Here is a 19,650-nt window from a genome sequence, read left to right as displayed (position 1 = left end):
TCAGGTCAGGCCGAGCAGCGAGCCCAGGCTGTTCAGGCTCACGCCGGGACTGCCGACGATGCCCGGCACACCCCGGGTGTTCCGCTCCTCGGCCAGCTCCTCCGCCGGCCGGTTCGCGTTGGCCGCGACGTCCGCGTCGGACGGCGCGACGGGCACCCCGCCGTACGGCGCGTTCTGCGCCCCGCGGACGTTGATCGGGCTGCCCTTCGGTTCGGCACAGTACGCCTTGTCGTCCGCGGGCCGCGGCGTGAGGTTGTTGCCGGTGCGGTACTGCGAGTACGGCATGTACCCCTTCGTGCAGGACGGCGGGTTGAACAGGTTGAGCACCAGCCCGAGGTGCGCCGTGCCGTCGCCGGGGGCGACGCTGCTGGCGGCGCCGGCCAGCGCCGGGTACGTCACCAAGCCCTGCTCGATTCCGTCCAAGCGCGTCACGGTCAGGTTGGCCGTCGTGAGCAGGTTCGCCGTCAGCGCGCCCAGGCCCGGCCCCGACTCCTGCAGCACCTGGCTGATCTGCGTCGCCACCTGCGGCGTGATGCCGATCAGCTTGCGCAGGTCGCCGTCGGAGTTCTTCAGCGTGCCGGTGAGCTCGTTGAGGCTCTTGCTGAACGACGCGAAGTTCTTCGCCTCGTCGTTCTGCGTGTCGAGCACCTGGCCGCCGGCGTCGAGGAGCTGGATCGTCTGCGGCAGGTACTGCTGCGCGGTCGTGGTGAAGCTGCGCGCGGTGTCGAGCAGCTTCTGCAGGTCGCCGCCGGTGCCGCGGAACGCGTCGTAGGACTCGTCGACGACCGTGCGCAGCGAGTCGACCGGGACCGACGCCGCGAGCGAGTCGAGGTCGCCGATCAGCCGGTCGGTGCTGACCGGGGTGGTCGTCTTCGACGCCGGGATGACCGAGCCCGCCCGGAGATACGGGCCCTTGTCGGCCTTGGGCTTGAGGTCGACGTACTGCTCGCCGACCGCCGACCGGTTGGCGACGACGGCGTCGAGGTCCGCGGGCACCTGCGGCGCCGACGGGTCGATGTTCAGGTCGGCTTCGAGCCCGGTCTGGGTCAGGCGCATCTCCCCGACCCGGCCGATGTTGTAGCCGCGGTAGGTGACCTCGGCGTTGGTGAAGATCCCGCCCGACTCGTCGAGCTGGAGCTTCACCGTGTAACCGTCGTTGCCGAACACGCTGCCGAGCCCGGCGAACCGGACCAGCGCGTACACGATCGCGACGATCGAAATGACCGCGAAGGCGACCAGCTGGAGTTTTGTCCTGCGCAGCAACATCAGCTGCCACCTCCCAGGAGCCCGAAGAGGTTGCCGAGGCCCGGCTGCTGCGCCGTCCCGGACTGCTGGCCGGCACCCGGGATGGGCAGCGGTGGCGGCTGGTTGGCCGGCGTGCCTTCGACCCCGCCGGTCAGGCCCGCCAGCGGCAGCTGCCCGTTGAGCGCGTTCTGCCTGCTGTTGCCCAGGTTCTCGACGATCGTCTTCAGGTTCAGGTCCACCTTCGCGAACAGGTTGAAGTAGTCGCCCTTGACGTCGTTGACCGCCTGGTCGCTGAACGGGAACGTCAGCAGGATCTGCAGCGCCTTCGGCAGGTCGTTGCCCGCCTCGCCGAGCTTCTGCAACGTCGGCGTCAGCGCCTTCAGGTCGGCGACGAGGTCCTTCTGCGACTTGTTCACCGTGTCGGTCGCGACGCCGGAGAGGTTGTCGAGCGCCTGCAGCATCGTAACGAGCTGGCCGCGCTGCTGCTCCAGCACACCGAGCCCGGGACCGAGGTTGTCGACCGCGCCGACCAGCTTGTCCTTCTGGTCGTTCAGGGTCGAGGACAACCGGTTGAGCCCGTCGATGGCCCGGGTGATGTTCCGCGACTGCTTGTCGAGGTTCGTGACGAGCTGGTTCGCGTTGTCCAGCAAGGCCTTGATGTCCGGCTCGCGGCCGGACGTGGCCTTGTTGAGCTCCTTGGTGATCGTGTTCAGCTGGTCGATCCCGCCGCCGTTGAGCAGCAGCGACAGCGCGCCGAGCAGCTCTTCGACCTCGACGCTGCGGTTGGTGCGGGCCAGCGGGATGGTCGCGTTGTCGGCGAGCTTGCCCTGGGCCTGGTCGGCGCCGGGCGAAGCCAGCTCGACGTACTTCTCACCCAGCAGGCTCGACTGCTTGACGTTGGCGATCGCGTTGGCCGGCAGCTTGATGTCGCCGTTCACCTTCAGCGTCACCAGCGCGTGCCAGCCGTCCTTGGTGAGGCCGACGTTCTCGACCCGGCCGACCGGCACCTCGTCGACCTTCACCCCGGCTTGCGGGGTCAGGTCGAGCACGTCCCGGAACTCGACGTTCACCGTGTACGGGTGGTCGCCGAGGTCGGCCCCACCGGGCAGCGGCAGGTCGTAGATGCCGTTGAACGCGCAGCCGGACAGCACGAGCGCGGACACCGTGGTCAGTGCGCCCACGGTCAGGAGCTTCCTCACTGGCCACCTCCCGAGCCGTAGACCTGCCCGGCGATGGGCAGGGGCAGCGGCGGCAGCTTGCCCGACTGCAGCGCCTGGACGGTCTGCGCCACCGACGGCAGCGGGATCAGCCCGTCGACCACGCCGGCGATGCCCTGGCAGATGTTGCCGAGCGCGTCGAGCGCGTCCGGGGTCTGCTTGAGCAGCCGGCAGATCATCACCAGCGGCGGCTGGGTCAGCTCGTTGAGGTTCGGCCGGGCGTCGAGCGTGCCGGAGGAGCCGTTGTAGGTGTTGACCAGGTTGCTCAGGCCGACCGGGGCGACGTCGAGGATCTCGGCCAGCGAGCTGCGCTGGTCGACGAGCACCTTCGTGACGCCGGCCAACTTGTCCACATTGGACTTGAGCCGGTCGTGGTTCTGGTCGATGAACGCCTGCACCGCGGTCAGCGTCGTGCCCAGTTGCTGCACGGTCGCCGCCAGATTGTCCTTTTCGGACGCCAGGTAGCCGCTGACGTCGGCGAGCCGGCTCTCGAAAGTGCGGACCTGGTTGTCGGAGTCGGCCAGTGTCTGGGAGAACTTGCCGAGGTTCTCCACGGTGGAGAACAGGTCGTCCTTGTTGCCCGCGAGGGTTCCGGCCGCCTGGCCGAGCTTGGTGATCGTGTCGTGCAGGGCTTGGCCGTTGCCGTCCACGTTGGCCGCGGCGGTGTTCAGCAGGTTCGACAGCGAACCCTGCTTGTTGACGCCGTTGGGGCCGAGGGTCTCGCTGACCCGGGCCAGGCTCGACGCCAGCTGGTCGACCTCGAGGGGCACCTCGGTGCGGTCGAGGCCGATGACCGCACCGTCGGAGATCCGCGGGCCGCCGGTGTAGGCCGGGGCGAGCTGGACGTACCGGTCGGACACCAGCGACGGCGCCACGATGAGCGCCTTCGCGTCGGCCGGGACGGCGACCTTGCGGTCGTACTCGAAGTCGACCTTCACCTGGTTGCCCATCGGCGTGATCTTGGTGACCGTGCCCATGTCGACGCCGAGCATCCGGACGCTGTTGCCCTCGTACAGGCCGACTGCGCCGGCGAAGTACGCGGTCAGGTGGTTGCGGCCGGCGTCCTTGAGGGTCCACCAGATCCCGCCGGCGACGACGAGCGCCAGGACGATCGCGATGGTGAAGCCCCGGGTCAGGGCTTGCCCGAAGCGGGTGTCACTCATTTCGTGTAGCACCCCTCTTCGTTGATCGGGCCGAACGACGGCAGCAGCAGGCCGCAGATGTAGTTGTCGAACCAGCGGCCGTTGCCGATGGTGTTGGTGAAGACGCGGATGAACGGGGCGAACTTCTTGATGCCCTCGGCCAGGGAGTCCTGGTTGCGCTGCAGCATCGACGTCAGCTGGTCGAGCTGGGTCAGCACCGGGTCGAGCTGCTTCGAGTTGTCGTCGATCAGGCCCTGCAGCTGCGTCGCCAGCTCGCGGGAGCCGTTCAGCAGCGCCGTGATGGCGTCCTCGCGCTTGGCCAGCTCGGCGAGCAGGTCGTTGCCGTCGTTCAGCAGCTTCTGCACTTCCGCGTCGCGGTCGACCAGGGTCTGCGACACCTCGCGGGTGTTGGCCAGCAGGTTCGACAGCTGCTGGTCGCGCGAGGCGATCGTGTCCGACAGCTTCGACAGCCCCGACAGCGCGCCCTTCACGTCCTGCGGAGTGTTGGCGAAGGTCTGCGAGATGGTGTCGAAGCTCTGCGCCAGCTGCTTGGTGTCGATGTTGTCGACCGTCTGCGAGAGCCCGCGGAACGCGTCGAGCACGTCGTAGGGCGCCATCGTGCGGTCGCGCGGGATCCCGGTGCCCGGGTTCAGCGCGTTCTCGCCCTGTGGGTCCAGCGAGAGGTACTTCTGCCCGAGCAAAGTCTTGATCTTGATCGCGGCGCTCGTCCGGTCGCCCAGCCAGGCGTCCTTGACCTTGAACGACACCTTGACCGACGTGCCGTCGAGCTCGATGTCGCTGACCTTGCCGACCTTGACCCCGGCGATCCGGACGTCGTTGTCCTTCTGCAGCCCGGAAGCCTCGCTGAACTCGGCGCTGTAGGTGGTGCCGCCGCCGACCACCGGCAGGTCGTCGGAGTTGAGCGCGGCGATGAAACCGAGCGCCAGGACGACGATCCCGACCAGCGCGATCGGCACCGGGTTGCGGCTCTGGAACGACTTCATCCCTTGCACCTCTCCCGGTTCGCCGGCAGCAGGGGCAGCGGGACGTCGTTGATCAGTGGCGGCAAGCTCACGCTCCCGGAGAACTCACAGGCGTAGAAGTTGAACCAGGAGCCGTAGTCCGCGGTGCGGGTCAGCGTGCTCACCTTGGTCGGCAGGAACTGGATGAAGTGCTCCAGCTCCGGCTCGTTCTTGTTCAGCTGCTGGGTCAGGCCGCCGAGCGCGCTGATGTCGTTCTTCAGCGGCTCGCGGACCTCGCCGAGCAGCCCGGACGTCGTCTCGGCCAGATTTCCGAGGCTCTCGATCGCGTCGCCGATCGGCTTGCGGTCGGCGGCCAGGCCGGAAGTCAGCTGCTGCAGCTTGATGATCAGGTCGTTCAGCTGCGGCGTGTGCGCGTTGACCGTGTCGAGCACCGAGTTGAGGTTGTCGATGACCTCGCCGATCACCTGGTCCTTGTTCGCGATCGTGGTGGCCAGCGACGCCGTGTGCGACAGCAGGCTCTCCACGGTGCCGCCCTCGCCCTGCAGGACCTGGATGACCTCGTAGGACAGCTTGTTGACGTCGTCCGGGTTGAGCGCGGTGAATAACGGCTTGAAACCGTTGAACAGCTCGGTCAGGTCCAGCGCCGGCGTGGTCCGCTCCAGCGGGATCGTGCCGCCGGGCGCCAGCGTCTTGCCGGAGGTGTCGTCGCCTTCGCCGAGCGAGACGTACCGCTGGCCGACCAGGTTGCGGAACTTGATCTGGGCGGTCACCCCGGCCGGCAGCGTCCGCCCGGAGTCCACTTCGAACTCGACCTCGGCCTGGCGCTTGTCGACGATCTTGACGTCCTTGACCTGCCCGACCCGGACGCCCGCGATGCGGACGTCGTCGTTGGGCAGCAGCAGCGTCGCGTCGGTGAAGCGCGCCTTGTAGGCGTTGGTGCTGGTGGTGTTGATGTTGGCGATACTGATCCCGAGGATCGTCGTGAACAGCACGGTGACGACCACGAAGATGCCGAGCTTGATCAGCGGTGCGAGCAGGCCCCTCACTTGACCGTCACCTCCGCGCCCCGGTACAGCGGGCCGACGAGCAACGCGCTCCAGCCCGGGACGTCGGCGGCGTTCATGCCCAGCTGCGGGCCCAGCAGGTCGGCGAGGAAGCCCTGCTCCGCCGTCGAGTACGCCAGGTCGCCACCGCCGTCGTTACCACCGGCCGCGTCCGCCTTGAACTTCGCCGGGTTCAGGCCCTCGCCGACGGTCTTCGGCGCGGCCTGGTGCTTCGTGCCGTCCTTGAACGCGCCGTCCGGCGGCTCCGACGGGAACGGCTTCGGGATGTCCTTCATGTCGTAGCAGCGCGGGCCGCGCTTGTCCTCGAACCGCGGCTCTTCCTTGCCCGCCTCGTACGGCGCGCGCGGCACGATGATCTCGATCGTCGCGTGCAGGCCGGGCTGGTCGGTGCCCTTGCCCAGTGCCTGGTCGATCAGCGGCACGTTCTGGGCCATCTGGGAGATCACGCAGGGGTACTCCGGCGCGTACTTCGCCAGCAGCTCGGCCGTCGGCCGCGCGGTGTCGACGAGGGAGATGATGTTGTCCTTGTTGTTCTGCAGGAACGTCTGCAGGTCCACCGAAGCCTGGGTCAGGCTGCCGTAGAGGTTCGCCAGGTTCTGCCGCTCGTCGACCACGGTCCGGGTCGTCGTGCTCAGGTTGTCCAGGCTCTGCACCAGGTCCGGCGCCGCGTCCTTGAGGTGGTCGGAGAACTCCGCGAGCGCTTTCAGGTTGTGCTGCAGCTCGGGCTCGTGCGGGTTCAGCTCGCCGATGTAGGTGCCCAGCTGCGACAGCGTGTCGCCGAGCTGGTCGCCGCGGCCCGACAGCGCCGTCGAGATCGCCGTCAGGGTCGCCGACAGCTTCTGCGGCTGCACCGCCTGCAGCACCGGCATCAGGTGGGCGAACGCCTGCTCCAGCTCGACCGCGCTGGACGTGCGGTCCTGCGGGATGACGTCCCCGCTGGCCAGGGTCTTCGCCGACGGGTCCTTCGGGATCTCGAGCGAGACGAACCGCTCACCGAAGAGCGTCTTCGGCAGGAAGCGCGCCGAGACGTTCTCCGGGATCAGCTTCGCCGACTCCGGCTTCAGCGCGAGCGTCAGCTCCGCGCCGTGGTCGGTGGCGATGATGTCCTGCACCGAGCCGACGATCAGCCCGCGCACCTTGACGTCGGACTGCTTGATCAGCTGGTTGCCGATCTTGTCGGCCTCCAGCTTGACCGTGACGACCGGCGTGAACGCCTTGTCGTAGAGCGCGATGGACAGCGCCACCCCGCCGACCATCACGGCGATGAGCAGCAGGCCGAGCAGCCTGCGCCGGAGCACCCTCATCCCGCGATCCTTACCGTGACGTCGGTTCCCCAGATGGCGAACCCGATGAAGAAGTTCATGATCGACACCGTGACGATGGACAGCCGCACGGCCTTGCCGACCGCGACGCCGACGCCGGCCGGGCCACCGGTCGCCCGGTACCCGAAGTAGCAGTGCGACAGGATGATCAGGACGCTGAACAACAGCACCTTGATGAACGAATAGAGCACGTCCTGCGGTGGCAGGAACAGGTCGAAGTAGTGGTCGTAGGTGCCCGCCGACTGGTTGTAGATGTAGATGACGACCAGTCTCGACGCGAGGTACGAGCTGAGCAGGCCGATGATGTAGAGCGGGATGACCGCGACGAACCCGGCGATGATCCGCGTCGTGACCAGGTACGGCAGGCTCGGCACGCCCATGACCTCGAGCGCGTCGATCTCCTCGGAGATCCGCATCGCGCCCAGCTGGGCGGTGAACCCGGCGCCGACCGTGGCGCTCAGGGCCAGCCCGGCGACCAGCGGCGCGATCTCGCGGGTGTTGAAGAACGCCGTCAGGAAGCCGGTGAAGGCCGACGTCCCGATCGAGTTCAGCGCCGAGTAGCCCTGGAGGCCGACGAGGACACCGGTGAACAGCGTCAGGCCGACCATCACGCCGACCGTGCCGCCGATGACCGCGAGCGAGCCGGAGCCGAAGCTCACCTCGGCCAGCAGCCGGAGGACTTCCTTCGTGTACCGGCGCAGCGTCCGCGGTGTCCACAACAGAGCGCGGCCGTAGAACGACATCTGGTCACCGAGGGTGTCCAGCGTCTGCAAAGGACGGTTGGCGACGCGCTTGGCGCCCTGGAGGAACGTCATGGCCGCTAGTCCAGCTTTCCGGGCACGATCTGCAGGTAGATCAGGGTGATCACGAAGTTCACGACGAACAGCAGCAGGAACGTGATGACCACCGACTGGTTCACCGCGTCCCCGACGCCCTTCGGGCCGCCGGAGGGGTTGAGACCCCGGTAGGAGGCGACGACGGCGGCGATGAACCCGAAGATCAGCGCCTTGATCTCACCGACCCACAGGTCGGGAAGCTGCGCGAGGGCCGAGAAGCTCGCCAGGTACGCACCCGGCGTCCCGCCCTGGAGGACGACGTTGAAGAAGTAGCCGCCCAGGACGCCGATGACGCTGACCATGCCGTTGAGCAGGAGCGCGACCAGCATCATCGCGAGGGTGCGCGGCACGATCAGCCGCTGGACCGCGGAGACGCCGAGCACCTCCATCGCGGCGATCTCTTCGCGGATGGTCCGGGCGCCGATGTCGGCGCAGACGGCGGAGCCGCCCGCGCCCGCCACCAGCAGCGCGGTGACCAGCGGACTGGCCTGCTGCACGGTGGCGAGCACGGAGCCCGCGCCGGTGTAGGACTGCGCGCCCAGCTGGCGGGCGAGCGAACCGAACTGCAGCGAGATGACCGCGCCGAACGGGATGGCCACCAGGGCCGTCGGCAGGATGGTCACGCTCGCGATGAACCAGGACTGCTGGATGAACTCCCGCAGCTGGAACGGGCGCTGGAACAGGCCGCGGACGATGTCCAGGCCGAGAGCGAACAGGTTCCCGGTCTCGCGGAGCATGCCGATCCCGGGGATCTTCGCCTGTGTTGCGGGAGAGCTCACCTGCCACCTGGCCCGTTGTCTCGTGGTGGCATCCGGTGCGTGCCGGGTCTCGGCGGCTGGCCGCCGGGGATCCGCGCCACCTGGTCGGCGGGCAGCTGCCCGTGGTGCTGGTTCGGGACGCCGTCACCCTGCGGGCGGGCGCCGACCTGCTGCGGCTGCCCGCGGTGCGGCCGCACGCCGTAGTGGCGCTGCTCCTCCGGGCTCAGCGACTCGATGATGCTCTCCTGCGCGGCCGGCGGCAGCCGGTGCATGATCTCCATGACCCGGTCCTTGCGGCGGACGGCACCCATCCGGGTCGGCACGCCCGGCGTCGGCTGCATCTGCGGCGGCACGCCGGAGACGTCCTCGACCCCGCCCGCGTGGTGGCCGGCGTCGAACATCGCCTGCTCGGCGGCCATCTGGGCGCTGTCCTTCTCCTCGGACATGCCGATCGGGCCCTGCATCTTGCCGTTGAGGAACTGCTTGACGACCGGCTCTTCGCTGGTCAGCAGCACCTCGCGCGGGCCGAACATGACCAGTTCCTTGCGGAAGAGCATGCCCAGGTTGTCCGGCACCGTGCGGGCCAGGTTGATGTTGTGGGTGACGATCAGGAACGTCGCGTCGATCTGCGCGTTGACGTCGAGGAACAGCTGCGAGATGTAGGTCGTGCGGACCGGGTCGAGGCCCGAGTCCGGCTCGTCGACCAGGATGATCTCCGGGTCCAGCACCAGGGCGCGGGCCAGGCCGGCGCGCTTGCGCATACCGCCGGAGATCTCGCCGGGGAGCTTCTTGTCGGCGCCGTTCAGACCGGTCATGTCCAGCTTTTCGAGGACGATCCGGCGGATTTCCGTCTCGGACTTCTTCGTGTGCTCGCGCAGCGGGAAGGCGACGTTGTCGTAGAGGTTCATCGAGCCGAACAGCGCACCGTCCTGGAAGAGGACGCCGAAGAGCTTCCGGATCTCGTACAGCTTGTGCTCGGAGCAGGTGACGATGTCGACACCGTTGATCACGCAGCGGCCGCGGTCGGGCTTCAGCAGCCCGATCATCGACTTGAGGAAGACCGACTTGCCGGTCCCCGACGGGCCGAGCATCGCCGACACTTCGCCCGGGGGGAGCGTCAACGTGACGTCCCGCCAGATGGCCTGCTTACCGAAGGACTTCGTCAGACCTTCGATGACCACCTCGGCACCCATCGCACCTCCAGGAGCTGTTCCGCGTCATTGCGCCCGCTGCCACACCCTGCCACCCACGCCGGCGGCGGATGTGGGCCTGTGGCGCCCACGAACCCGCGTCAACCAGGTGCAACGAGCTGAGTGCGAACAGGTTACTCACCAGTTTTCTTTTCTGGCCAGCCCCGGGCTCATCGTCACCCCGCCGTGATCGCCATCTCGCAGCACGGTAGTCCAATCGGGGCAACGACGCAGAGCCGAAGAGCCCCGAAACCACGATTTAGGGACCCGGGGCTATTCGGACAGCGCTCCTAGGGGATCACGGTGAGCGCGGCGAAGAGCAGGAGGAAGAGGACGGGTACGACCACGGCCGCCGGCGAGAGCGTGAGCAGGGGTTTACGGTCGGTCAGCTGCTGGGCGAGGAGCTCGAGGTGCTCGGGGTCGGTCATGGTCATCGAGTCGCTGCCGGGCGCTCCGATGCAACAAACGGAACGGGCGGGCACCCGATGGGTGCCCGCCCGTTCGCGGTGGCGCTTGCGCGCCGGAAATCACTTGATGGAGATCTTGGCGCCCGCGGCCTCGAGCTTCTCCTTGGCGGCCTCGGCGGCCTCCTTGTCGACCTTCTCCAGGAGGGCCTTGGGAGCGGCCTCGACCAGCTCCTTGGCCTCCTTCAGGCCCAGGCCCGAGACGACCTCGCGGACGACCTTGATGACCTGGATCTTCTTGTCGCCGGCGCCCTCGAGGATGACGTCGAACTCGTCCTGCTCCTCGGCGGCGGCGGCCGGGGCGGCACCCGGAGCGGCAGCGGCGACGGCGACCGGCGCGGCGGCGGTCACGTCGAAGACCTCTTCGAACTCCTTCACGAACTCGGACAGCTCGAGGAGGGTCAGCTCCTTGAAGGCGTCGATCAGCTCGGCGGTGCTCAGCTTCGCCATGATGGCTTCCTCTCAGAAAAACGAACTAGACGTTCGGGGTGGGGGTGGTTCAGCTCTCGGCGGGTGCTTCGGCTGCTTCGGTACCGGCGGCGTTGCGCTGCTTCTCCTCCAGCGCGGCAGCCAGGCGGGCGACCTGGGACGCCGGCGCCTGGAACAGCGCGGCGGCCTGGGACAGCTTCGCCTTGAACGCGCCCGCCGCCTTGGCGAGCAGGACCTCACGGCTGTCGAGATCGGCGATCCGGTTGATCTCGTCCACGGACAGCGGCTTGCCGTCCATGTAGCCGCCCTTGATCACAAGCGCGTTGTTGTCCTTCGCGAAGTCGCGAAGCGCCTTGGCGGCGTCGACCGCTTCACCCTCGACGAAGGCGATGGCGGTCGCGCCGACGAACAGGTCCTCGAGCCCCTTGACGCCGGCGTCCTCGGCGGCACGCTTGACGAGGGTGTTCTTCGCGACCCGGTACTTGGCACTGGTGCCGAGAGCGCGGCGCAGCTGGGACAGCTGGGACACGGAGAGGCCGGTGTACTGGGTAACGACGGTGGCCGAGCTGGTGCGGAAGCTCTCCGCGATCTCGGCGACGGCCGCCACCTTGTCGGGCTTCGCCATGGTCGCCTCCTCTCTTGGCTAGTGTTTCCACTGGCTGTTCGAGGAGCCCCCAAACGACGAAACGCCCTCGCGCAGACAGGCGCGGGGCGTCATCGGGCACCTGGGTGCCCGGCCTCGTTCCTCCTGCGCGGGCCGCCCGGCGAGTGCGGGACCTTCGTTCCCCTTGCGGGGAAAACCAGCGGTCTTCGGTAGAACCGTCGTCAAGTGTACGCGACGAGTTTCGGCGGCCGTCGTCACCCCCCGCCCTGACCTGCGTTTAGGGCGGCTGGGGGTTCCGCGCGGAGGCGCGGAGGGCATCATGGTGACGTGGCGGAGCAGCGCGATGACGGAAAGCCGGGCTCGGAGATCGAACCGGCGGGCTCCGGCACGCCTGCGGCCGGGAACCCACCGCAGCCGCCGGTCGACCCGGCGGAGCTGGAGCAGTTCCGCCAGTTCCAGCAGTTCCAGGACTACCTGCGCTTCACCCAGGCCCAGCAGGGCAACCAACCCGCGCCGCCTCCGGATGCGGGACTCGTCCAGGCCCCGCCGTCGCAACCCACCCCCCAGCAGGGTGGCGCGCAGCCGCCGATGATCCCGCCGGGCTACCAGCTGGTACCGACCGAAGGCCGTCGCGCACCGAGGTGGCTGGCGTGGCTGGGCAAGAAGGTCATCGCCTGGGTTCTGGCGATCGTCATCCTCGGCGTGGCCGGCACTTGGCTGTACAACCACTTCTTCCCCAACGACTCCGGCAAGACCTCCGCCCAGCTCGCCCAGGAGGGCGGCGGGACGTACCACACGAACCACATCCTCTCGACCAGCCCGTACGAGGCGGTCCGGTCGGTCTACGACGCTGTCGCGCAGAACCTGGTCCCGCAGGCGTGCGGGCGGATGCGCGAAGACGTGCAGCAGAAGTTCGCCCAGGATCTCGGCTACGCGGACTGCCAGGTCGCGGTCCACGAGTTGAACCGGCAGGTCAAGAGCAAGAACGACTACGCGGAGTCGATGCCGTCGTACGTCTCCGAACCGATCCCGGGCGACAGCTTCATGATCAGCTCGTGCCAGTTCGGGATCCGCGGAGGTCCCGCGCTCGGCGCCTTCACCGTGCAGAAGGTCGAGAAGGGGCAGTGGCTCATCACGGGGCACACCAACGAGCCCACGCCCTGCCCGCTGCCGACACCGACCAGCCGTTAGCGGGGGTGCGGAGCCGACAGGAACGACACCAGGGCCTCCGCGAACGCCGGTGACATCACCGCCGTCATGTGGTCGCCCGGGATGCGGACCAGCCTTGCCCCCGCGATGGCCGCTGCCAGGCGCTCCGGCTCTGCCGCCAGCTGGTCCTGGTCGCCCGCCAGTACCAGCGTCGGGACGCCGATCGCCGACAGGTCCAGGTGGCCTTCCCGGGATGCCAGCGCCACCGCGGCCAACGCGCGGCGATCGCCGCCCACCGCGTCGGCCAGCAGGCGGAACGGGACTCCCGACGGCGGTACCAAGGCAGGATCCTCCGCCAGCAACGCCGCGGCGATGTCAGCCGGCTTCAAAACACGCAGGTCCACCCCTCCGAAGTCGACGATTCCCGAGCCCACGCCGCCCGTCGCCAGGCAGCGGATGCGCTTGTCCGTCGCCGTCACCGTCAGGGCGATGATCGCGCCCATCGAGTAGCCGACCATCGAGACCTCGTCGAGGCCCAGCTCGTCGAGCAGCGCCGAGACATCCTGCGCCATGTTGTCCGACGCGTAGCGGGACTCGTCGTGGGGCTTCTCCGAACGGCCGTGGCCGCGCGCGTCCAGGGAGATCACCGTGAAGCCCGCCGACCTCAGGGCCGCGACGACGCCCGTGGAGATCCAGTTCGCGTTCGTGTCCGCGGCGAAGCCGTGCTGCAGGAGTACCGGGCGGTGGGCGTCGTCGCCCTCCCACACCGTGTAGTTCAACCGGAGCCCGTCGAACGACGCGAAAGTCGGCATGACCTCCATGAGACACGAAGAAAGGGCGCCCCCGCAGCAAGCGGGGACGCCCTTTCTGGTGATCTCAGACTCAGAACCTTATTCAGCCGTCGGCCGGCGCGAAGCTCGCCTCATGCGGGCGGGTCGCGTTCCGTGGCGCCAGCCTAACCAGAATAAGGTTCTCAGACCGCGGCTTCCTCGGAGAGGAGGTTGCGGGTCCGCAGCGGGTCGACCGGGATGCCCGGGCCCATCGTCGTGGTGAAGGTGACCTTCTTCAGGTAGCGGCCCTTCGCCGACGACGGCTTGGCGCGGAGGATCTCGTCCAGCGCCGCCGCGTAGTTCTCGACCAGCTTCTCCGTGTCGAAGGAAGCCTTGCCGATCACCAGGTGCAGGTTGGCCTGCTTGTCGACGCGGAAGTTGATCTTACCGCCCTTGATGTCCTGCACGGCCTTCGCGACCGCGGGGGTCACCGTGCCGGTCTTCGGGTTCGGCATCAGGCCACGCGGGCCGAGGATGCGGGCGATGCGGCCCACCTTGGCCATCTGGTCCGGCGTCGCGATCGCGGCGTCGAAGTCGAGCCAGCCACCCTGGATGCGCTCGATCAGTTCGTCGGTGCCGACCGCGTCCGCGCCGGCGGCTTCGGCCTCGGCGGCCTTGTCGCCGACGGCGAAGACGATGACGCGGGCGGTCTTACCGGTGCCGTGCGGCAGGTTCACGGTGCCGCGGACCATCTGGTCGGCCTTGCGGGGGTCCACACCGAGACGCATCGCGACCTCGACGGTCGCGTCCATCTTGGTCTTGGAGGTCTCCTTCGCCAGCTTCGCGGCCTCGAGCGGCGCGTACAGGCGCGTCTTGTCGACCATCTCCGCAGCCTGGCGGTAAGCCTTGCTGTGCTTGGGCATTTCTTCTGTCCTTAACTACGAGTGGATCAGTGTGGTGACGAGCCAGCCCTGGCTCTCCCACGGGTACTTCAGAGACTCAGGCGTCGACGACCGTGATGCCCATCGAACGAGCAGTGCCGGCGATGATCTTCGCGGCCTGGTCGATGTCGTGCGCGTTGAGGTCGGTCTCCTTGGTCTTGGCGATCTCGCGGACCTGGTCCCAGGTGACCTTGGCGACCTTGGTCTTGTGCGGCTCGCCGGAGCCCTTCTCCACGCCCGCGGCCTTCAGCAGCAGCTTCGCGGCCGGCGGCGTCTTCAGCTTGAAGTCGAACGACCGGTCCTCGTACACGGAGATCTCGACCGGGACGACGTCCCCGCGCTGCGACTCGGTCGCGGCGTTGTAGGCCTTGCAGAACTCCATGATGTTGACGCCGTGCTGACCCAGCGCCGGGCCGACCGGCGGCGCGGGGTTGGCCGCACCCGCCTTGATCTGCAGCTTGATGATCGCCGCAAGCTTCTTCTTCTTGGGTGGCATTTCTTTTCCTGTCCTGTACTACGTTCCCCGCGTACCTGCCGTGGACGTGGGGACTGCGGCCGGGGAGGCCGGCCGTCAGATCTTGGAGACCTGGTTGAACGACAGCTCGACCGGGGTCTCCCGGCCGAAGATCGACACCAGGACCTTCAGCTTCTGCCCGTCGACGTTGACCTCGGAGATCGTCGCCGGCAGCGTCGCGAACGGGCCGTCCATGACCGTGACCGACTCGCCGACCTCGAAGTCGACCTCGACGGCCGGGCCGCCGAGCGGCGCGGCCGCGGCGGCCTCGCCCTTGCTGGCCTTGGCCGGGGCTTCCTTCTCGACCTGCGGCGCGAGGAACTTCAGCACCTCGTCCACGGTCAGCGGCGACGGCCGCGAGGTGGCGCCGACGAACCCGGTGACACCCGGCGTGTTGCGCACCGCGCTCCACGAGGCGTCGTTCAGGTCCATCCGGACCAGGATGTAGCCGGGCAGCACCTTGCGCTGCACCTGCTTGCGCTGGCCGTTCTTGATCTCGGTGACCTCTTCGGTCGGGACCTCGATCTGGAAGATGTAGTCCTCGACGTCCAGGGTCTGGGTCCGGGTCTCGAGGTTGGTCTTCACCTTGTTCTCGTACCCGGCGTACGAGTGCACGACGTACCACTCGCCGGGCGCGGCGAGCAGCTCGGCGCGCAGCTTGGCGACCGGGTCCTCGTCGTCCGCGGCCGGCTCGTCTTCCGCGGCGGTCTCGTCGTCGGCGGAAACAGCGTCGACGGAAGCGTCGTCGTCGACCTCGGAGTCCGACACCTCGACGGGCTCGAGGTGCGCGGACTCCTCGTCACCGAGTGCCACGTGCACCTGCTCGTCGGAAAGCTCGGTCAGGTCGTGACCGGCTGATGTGCCGTTGTCGGAGGTCACGTTCCGTCCTCTCAGTTGATCATTGCCGGGGCCAGGCCGGGACCTGAGCCCCATCGGCGCCGCGCCGCTAAGCGCGTCAGCCGAAGATCTTGCCGATGCCCCACTTGAACAGGAGGTCCAGGCCACTCACCAGAGCCACCATGAACACCACGAAGACCAGCACGACCGCGGTGTAGGTGACCATCTGCTTGCGGTTCGGCCAGATGACCTTCCGCAGCTCGGCCCAGACCTCACGGATGAAGCGCACCAGCCTCGCGAACACCGAAGCCTTCTTCGGCTTCTGGTCGCGCTTCGGAGTCGGAGCGCCCTTCGCGTCGGGGGCGGTCTTCTCCCCCGACTTCCCGGCCGGGCGGGTCTTGTCGTCCGCACGTGCCGCGGACTTCCCCGCCGGACGAGCGGTCGCACGGCGCTCACGCCGGGCAGCGGCTGTGACGGGACGGGACGGGCTCTCGGGCTTCTGCCCGGTGCCGTCCTGCTCCTGCTCGCCGCCGCTGGCGTCGCTGTCGCTCACGACCACTCCTCCGCTCCACCAGTTCCGTTACGCAGGGGTGACAGGACTTGAACCTGCAACCTGCGGTTTTGGAGACCGCTGCTCTGCCAATTGAGCTACACCCCTGTGGAGCCCCGATCGCTCGGAGCCCCGGAGGACGCATTCCATCATCCCCACCATCCAGGCGGGGATGACCGTAGTGCGTTCCAAGTCCCGAAGTCTACGGCAAGCCTCGCGAGAGCTCGCAACCGCGCCCCCCGATCGACCGCCGTACCCCGGCCGGCCTGCGGAAAACTCCCCGCCGGCCACCTGATCATGCCAGGATGTCCGCCATGACGACCACCCCCCGTCCGGCGGGGGCTCCGACCCGGCTCGGCCTCGCGCTCCCCCAGTACGGCGCCCTCGCCGATCCCGCCGCCGTGGCGCGCTTCGCGGCGGCCGCGGAGGACCTCGGCTACAGCTCGCTCTGGGTGGGCGACCGGATCCTCGCGCCGCACGAGCCGTCGGACCTCTACCCGGGCGGCGGGACGCCGGAGCACCCGTACCCGAAGGAGTTCGAGGCCTTCGCCGACCCGTTCACGACGCTGGCGGCCGCGGCCGCGGTGACCCGCACGGCCCGCCTGGGCATGAGCGCGCTGACCGGTCCGGTCTATTCCCCGGTGCTGCTCGCCAGGGCGCTGACCTCGCTCGATCTCGCCAGCGCGGGACGGCTGGACGTCGGGTTCGGCCTCGGCTGGCTGCGCGAGGAGTACTTCGCCACCGGCGTGCCGTGGGAGGGGCGGGGCAAGCGGCTCGAGGAGTTGCTCGACGCGCTCGACGCGCTGTGGACCGGCGACCCGGCCGAGCACGAGGGCCCGCAGTGGCGGATCGCGCCGTCGACGGTGGGCCTGCGCCCGGCGCAGGAGCCGCGGCCGCCGGTGCTGCTCGGCGGGTTCTCACCGCCGGCACTGGCCCGGGTGGGGCGCCGCGCGGACGGCTGGCTGGCGGGCTGGATGCCACGGCAGTACCTCGCCGCGCTCTGGTCGGTCGCGGTGGACGCGGCCGAGCAGGCCGGGCGCGACCCGGGTGCGCTGCGCCGGGTCCTGCGGATCAACCCACGTCAGGGCACGGGTGTCGAGACGGCCGCCGACGTCCTGCCGTGCCTCGACGTCGCCCGCGAAGAGGGCATCACCGAGGTGCTCGTCGACCTCCACTACGTCGCCAAGGACGTCGATCACGCCCTCGAACTCGCCGGCGAGCTGATCGCCGCAATGTGACGCAACTCTCGTTCGACCGGAGGCCGCGGATCACCCGGATTGACGAGACCACCGGGGCACGCGGTTCGGTAGAAACGAAGAAGTGGCGAAGAAGAGCGGTGGCGGCTGCCTGGTGGTCGTGCTCGTGGTGGGGGTACTGGCCTTCGGGTACTACAAGTGGCAGCACGGCTCGTCGTCGGCGCCACCGGGCGGCGAGGACACCGGCGGCGGCAGTGGCCGCTACGTCGCGCTCGGCGACTCGTACACGTCGTCGCCACGGACCGGGCGGCAGGCGGGCACGCCCGCGGGCTGCGAGCGCTCGGACGACAACTACCCGCACCTCGTCTCGGCGAAGCTGAAGCCGGCCCAGTTCGCCGACGTCAGCTGCAGTGGCGCGACCACCGCGCACCTGACCGCCGCGCAGCAGACCCCGAACGGCACGAACCCGCCGCAGCTGGACGCCGTCACGGCGGAGACGACGCTGGTGACGGTCGGCATCGGCGGCAACGACGTCGGCTTCTTCTCGTACGCGTCGGGCTGCGCGACGGCGCACCAGGAAGCGTCGCCGTGCAAGGACCGGCTCACCGCCGGCGGGCACGACCAGCTGGCCGAGCGGATCGACGCGACGGCCCCGAAGGTCGGCGCGGTCCTGGACCGCATCCACAAGAAGGCCCCGAAGGCGAAGGTGGTCGTGGTCGGCTACCCGACGGTGCTCCCCGACGGCGACGGCTGCTGGCCCTCGCTGCCGTTCGGTGCCGGCGACATCGCGTACTTCCGCGAGGCGCTCGGCAAGCTGAACAAGATGCTGGAGGACCAGGCGGACAGCCACCGCGCGGGCTACGCCGACACGGCGACACCCGGCAAGGGCCACGACGTGTGCTCGGCGTCCGACAAGCGCTGGGTGGAGGGCGTGCTCCCCGCCTCGCCGGCCGCCCCGCTGCACCCGAACGCCCGGGGTGAGCGGGGCATGGCCGACGCCGTACTGGCGATCCTGAAGCTGCCCTAGCCGCGGCCTCGACCGGAAAGCCGTGAATGGCAACGAGGCGTGGGCGGGCGGGTCAGCTGCGGACCAGGGCCTGCGGCTTGCCGAGGACCGTCTTGCCGTCGAACTTCACCACGAGGTCGATCCGGGCGATGCCGTCGTCCTTGACGTCGGCGACCTTGCCGGTGATCTCCACCAGGGCGCCCTCGGGCGTGTTCGGCACCACCACCGGGCGCGTGAAGCGGGCGCTGAAGTCGACCAGGCGTCCCGGGTCGCCGAGCCAGTCGGTGACCACGCGGCCGGCCACCGCCATCGTCAGCATGCCGTGCGCGATGACGTCCGGCAGGCCGACGTCCTTCGCGAACGCCTCGTTCCAGTGGATCGGGTTGAAGTCCAGCGCCGCCCCGGCGTAGCGGACCAGCTGCTCGCGCGTGATCCGGACCTCGAGGGCGGGCAGTTCGTCGCCGGGGTTCACGCGTTCTCCCCTCGGACCACCAGCTGCGCGCGGGTGGTGCACACCTTCTGGCCGGCGGCGTCGGTGATGTCCGCACGCAGGTTGATGAAGTCGTTGCCGGCGCGGGCCATGATGTTGTCGATGTGGGTGGTCACCTCGAGCACGTCGCCGGCGAACACCGGGCGCGTGTAGGTGAAGCCCTGGTCGCCGTGCACCATCCGCGAGTAGTCGAGGCCGAGCTCGGGGTCGGTGACGATCGCGTTGATCGACGCCAGGTTGATGATCGTGAGGAAGGTCGGCGGGGCGATCACGTCCGGGTGGCCGGCCTCGCGGGCCGCCTCCGGGTCGCGGTAGAGCGGGTTCGCGTCGCCGATCGCGTCGGCGAACTCCCGGATCTTCTCCCGGCTCACTTCGTAGCTGGTCTGCGGCGGATAGCTCCGCCCGGTGAACGACTGGTCCAAGGGCACGGCGACGAGGCTACCAACAGCAAAAAGCCGCCCTGGGTGATCCCTGGGCGGCTTCTCGAGCTGGTGTGAACGCGCTACGTCAGCGGGTTTCCTTGTGCGTCCGGTGCGTACCGCAGTTCGGGCAGAACTTCTTCATCTCCAGGCGATCCGGGTTGTTGCGCCGGTTCTTCTTGGTGATGTAGTTGCGGTGCTTGCACTCTTCGCACGCCAGCGTGATCTTGGGTCGCACGTCGGTGGCAGCCACAGCGTTTCCTTCTCTCTCAGGTCCCGGGGGCCAGCCCCGTCGTTACCGCGTAGCGGTGGCCGGACTTGAACCGGCGACACAGCGATTATGAGCCGCTTGCTCTGCCAACTGAGCTACACCGCCCTTACATGACCCAAGCCGCGACACGCAGGCGTGACGCGGCTGAGGTCGAGAGCCCCTTTACGGAATCGAACCGTAGACCTTCTCCTTACCATGGAGACGCTCTGCCGACTGAGCTAAAGGGGCCTGCCTCTCGCGAGGACTTGGAAAG

At 68.7% G+C, this 19,650-nt stretch carries 23 protein-coding genes and 3 tRNA genes; 3 read left to right on the top strand and 23 right to left on the bottom strand.

Features of this window, described 5'->3' with window-relative positions; translation table 11 throughout:
* From AB0G28_RS02010 to rplJ, 12 genes are all read right to left on the bottom strand, one after another.
* Positions 1 to 1,266 (bottom strand): MlaD family protein, encoded by a 1,266-nt coding sequence (locus AB0G28_RS02010; protein WP_361082019.1) that lies wholly within the window; start codon positions 1,264 to 1,266, stop codon positions 1 to 3.
* Positions 1,266 to 2,444 (bottom strand): MCE family protein, encoded by a 1,179-nt coding sequence (locus tag AB0G28_RS02005; protein ID WP_361082018.1) that lies wholly within the window; start codon positions 2,442 to 2,444, stop codon positions 1,266 to 1,268. Before AB0G28_RS02005 ends, AB0G28_RS02010 begins: the two co-directional genes overlap by 1 nt.
* Entirely contained in the window at positions 2,441 to 3,625 is a 1,185-nt protein-coding gene (locus tag AB0G28_RS02000; RefSeq protein ID WP_361082016.1) for an MCE family protein, read from the bottom strand. The genes AB0G28_RS02005 and AB0G28_RS02000 overlap by 4 nt, the downstream gene beginning before the upstream one ends.
* Positions 3,622 to 4,608, bottom strand: a complete 987-nt coding sequence (locus AB0G28_RS01995) for an MCE family protein (protein ID WP_361082014.1) — start codon at positions 4,606 to 4,608, stop codon at positions 3,622 to 3,624. Before AB0G28_RS01995 ends, AB0G28_RS02000 begins: the two co-directional genes overlap by 4 nt.
* Entirely contained in the window at positions 4,605 to 5,633 is a 1,029-nt protein-coding gene (locus AB0G28_RS01990) for an MCE family protein (RefSeq protein ID WP_361082012.1), read from the bottom strand. The genes AB0G28_RS01995 and AB0G28_RS01990 overlap by 4 nt, the downstream gene beginning before the upstream one ends.
* Entirely contained in the window at positions 5,630 to 6,955 is a 1,326-nt protein-coding gene (locus AB0G28_RS01985) for an MCE family protein (protein ID WP_361082010.1), read from the bottom strand. The genes AB0G28_RS01990 and AB0G28_RS01985 overlap by 4 nt, the downstream gene beginning before the upstream one ends.
* Positions 6,952 to 7,788 carry an ABC transporter permease gene (locus AB0G28_RS01980; protein ID WP_003060266.1) on the bottom strand — a complete coding sequence of 279 codons (837 nt, stop codon included), beginning with the start codon at positions 7,786 to 7,788 and terminating at the stop codon, positions 6,952 to 6,954. The genes AB0G28_RS01985 and AB0G28_RS01980 overlap by 4 nt, the downstream gene beginning before the upstream one ends.
* A 5-nt stretch (positions 7,789 to 7,793) precedes the next feature.
* Complete coding sequence (locus tag AB0G28_RS01975; RefSeq protein ID WP_003060268.1) at positions 7,794 to 8,546, bottom strand: ABC transporter permease; 753 nt, start codon at positions 8,544 to 8,546, stop codon at positions 7,794 to 7,796.
* Positions 8,547 to 8,584: 38 nt separating this feature from the next.
* Positions 8,585 to 9,760, bottom strand: coding sequence for an ABC transporter ATP-binding protein (locus AB0G28_RS01970; RefSeq protein WP_361082008.1), 1,176 nt, complete (start codon positions 9,758 to 9,760; stop codon positions 8,585 to 8,587).
* A gap of 287 nt (positions 9,761 to 10,047) precedes the next feature.
* A complete protein-coding gene (locus AB0G28_RS01965) occupies positions 10,048 to 10,191 on the bottom strand; it encodes a hypothetical protein (protein WP_361082006.1) in 144 nt (47 codons plus the stop codon).
* A 93-nt stretch (positions 10,192 to 10,284) separates the two neighbouring features.
* Positions 10,285 to 10,671: a 50S ribosomal protein L7/L12 gene (gene rplL, locus AB0G28_RS01960; RefSeq protein WP_361082004.1), complete on the bottom strand. Its 387-nt coding sequence runs from the start codon at positions 10,669 to 10,671 to the stop codon at positions 10,285 to 10,287.
* Between the two features lie 49 nt (positions 10,672 to 10,720).
* Positions 10,721 to 11,275 carry a 50S ribosomal protein L10 gene (gene rplJ, locus AB0G28_RS01955; protein ID WP_361082002.1) on the bottom strand — a complete coding sequence of 185 codons (555 nt, stop codon included), beginning with the start codon at positions 11,273 to 11,275 and terminating at the stop codon, positions 10,721 to 10,723.
* 306 nt (positions 11,276 to 11,581) lie between these two features.
* On the opposite strand from rplJ, the gene AB0G28_RS01950 reads away from it, so the two are divergent.
* Positions 11,582 to 12,445 carry a hypothetical protein gene (locus AB0G28_RS01950; RefSeq protein WP_361082000.1) on the top strand — a complete coding sequence of 288 codons (864 nt, stop codon included), beginning with the start codon at positions 11,582 to 11,584 and terminating at the stop codon, positions 12,443 to 12,445.
* Here the strand turns inward: AB0G28_RS01950 and AB0G28_RS01945 are convergent.
* From AB0G28_RS01945 to AB0G28_RS01920, 6 genes are all read right to left on the bottom strand, one after another.
* Positions 12,442 to 13,215: an alpha/beta hydrolase gene (locus AB0G28_RS01945; protein WP_361081998.1), complete on the bottom strand. Its 774-nt coding sequence runs from the start codon at positions 13,213 to 13,215 to the stop codon at positions 12,442 to 12,444. The genes AB0G28_RS01950 and AB0G28_RS01945 overlap by 4 nt on opposite strands.
* A gap of 161 nt (positions 13,216 to 13,376) precedes the next feature.
* Positions 13,377 to 14,096, bottom strand: coding sequence for a 50S ribosomal protein L1 (gene rplA / locus AB0G28_RS01940; RefSeq protein ID WP_361081996.1), 720 nt, complete (start codon positions 14,094 to 14,096; stop codon positions 13,377 to 13,379).
* Between the two features lie 76 nt (positions 14,097 to 14,172).
* The gene (rplK, locus tag AB0G28_RS01935) at positions 14,173 to 14,610 is read right to left on the bottom strand and encodes a 50S ribosomal protein L11 (protein WP_043781763.1); all 438 of its coding nucleotides are present in this window, start codon (positions 14,608 to 14,610) and stop codon (positions 14,173 to 14,175) included.
* A 75-nt stretch (positions 14,611 to 14,685) separates the two neighbouring features.
* Positions 14,686 to 15,507 (bottom strand): transcription termination/antitermination protein NusG, encoded by an 822-nt coding sequence (nusG, locus tag AB0G28_RS01930; protein ID WP_361081993.1) that lies wholly within the window; start codon positions 15,505 to 15,507, stop codon positions 14,686 to 14,688.
* A 76-nt stretch (positions 15,508 to 15,583) separates the two neighbouring features.
* Positions 15,584 to 16,024 (bottom strand): preprotein translocase subunit SecE, encoded by a 441-nt coding sequence (gene secE, locus AB0G28_RS01925; RefSeq protein ID WP_361081991.1) that lies wholly within the window; start codon positions 16,022 to 16,024, stop codon positions 15,584 to 15,586.
* Positions 16,025 to 16,050: 26 nt separating this feature from the next.
* Positions 16,051 to 16,123: transfer RNA gene (locus AB0G28_RS01920), tRNA-Trp, on the bottom strand.
* A gap of 206 nt (positions 16,124 to 16,329) precedes the next feature.
* On the opposite strand from AB0G28_RS01920, the gene AB0G28_RS01915 reads away from it, so the two are divergent.
* Both AB0G28_RS01915 and AB0G28_RS01910 read left to right on the top strand, forming a co-directional pair.
* The gene (locus AB0G28_RS01915; RefSeq protein ID WP_361081989.1) at positions 16,330 to 17,253 is read left to right on the top strand and encodes a TIGR03619 family F420-dependent LLM class oxidoreductase; all 924 of its coding nucleotides are present in this window, start codon (positions 16,330 to 16,332) and stop codon (positions 17,251 to 17,253) included.
* Between the two features lie 82 nt (positions 17,254 to 17,335).
* Positions 17,336 to 18,238, top strand: coding sequence for an SGNH/GDSL hydrolase family protein (locus tag AB0G28_RS01910; RefSeq protein WP_361081987.1), 903 nt, complete (start codon positions 17,336 to 17,338; stop codon positions 18,236 to 18,238).
* Positions 18,239 to 18,290: 52 nt separating this feature from the next.
* Here the strand turns inward: AB0G28_RS01910 and AB0G28_RS01905 are convergent, their stop codons facing one another.
* The 5 genes from AB0G28_RS01905 to AB0G28_RS01885 all read right to left on the bottom strand — a co-directional run bounded on the left by AB0G28_RS01905 (position 18,291) and on the right by AB0G28_RS01885 (position 19,625).
* Positions 18,291 to 18,689, bottom strand: coding sequence for a MaoC family dehydratase (locus AB0G28_RS01905; protein ID WP_361081985.1), 399 nt, complete (start codon positions 18,687 to 18,689; stop codon positions 18,291 to 18,293).
* Entirely contained in the window at positions 18,686 to 19,135 is a 450-nt protein-coding gene (locus AB0G28_RS01900; protein ID WP_361081983.1) for a MaoC family dehydratase N-terminal domain-containing protein, read from the bottom strand. The genes AB0G28_RS01905 and AB0G28_RS01900 overlap by 4 nt, the downstream gene beginning before the upstream one ends.
* 79 nt (positions 19,136 to 19,214) lie before the next feature.
* A complete protein-coding gene (gene rpmG / locus AB0G28_RS01895) occupies positions 19,215 to 19,379 on the bottom strand; it encodes a 50S ribosomal protein L33 (RefSeq protein WP_005152047.1) in 165 nt (54 codons plus the stop codon).
* Between the two features lie 50 nt (positions 19,380 to 19,429).
* A tRNA-Met gene (locus tag AB0G28_RS01890) sits at positions 19,430 to 19,502 on the bottom strand.
* A 50-nt stretch (positions 19,503 to 19,552) separates the two neighbouring features.
* A tRNA-Thr gene (locus AB0G28_RS01885) sits at positions 19,553 to 19,625 on the bottom strand.
* Positions 19,626 to 19,650 lie beyond the last annotated feature (25 nt).

Origin of the sequence: Amycolatopsis sp. NPDC021455 (genome assembly GCF_040640995.1) — a bacterium.
Lineage (GTDB): Bacteria > Actinomycetota > Actinomycetes > Mycobacteriales > Pseudonocardiaceae > Amycolatopsis.
This window is presented reverse-complemented; position numbering and strand designations above follow the sequence as displayed.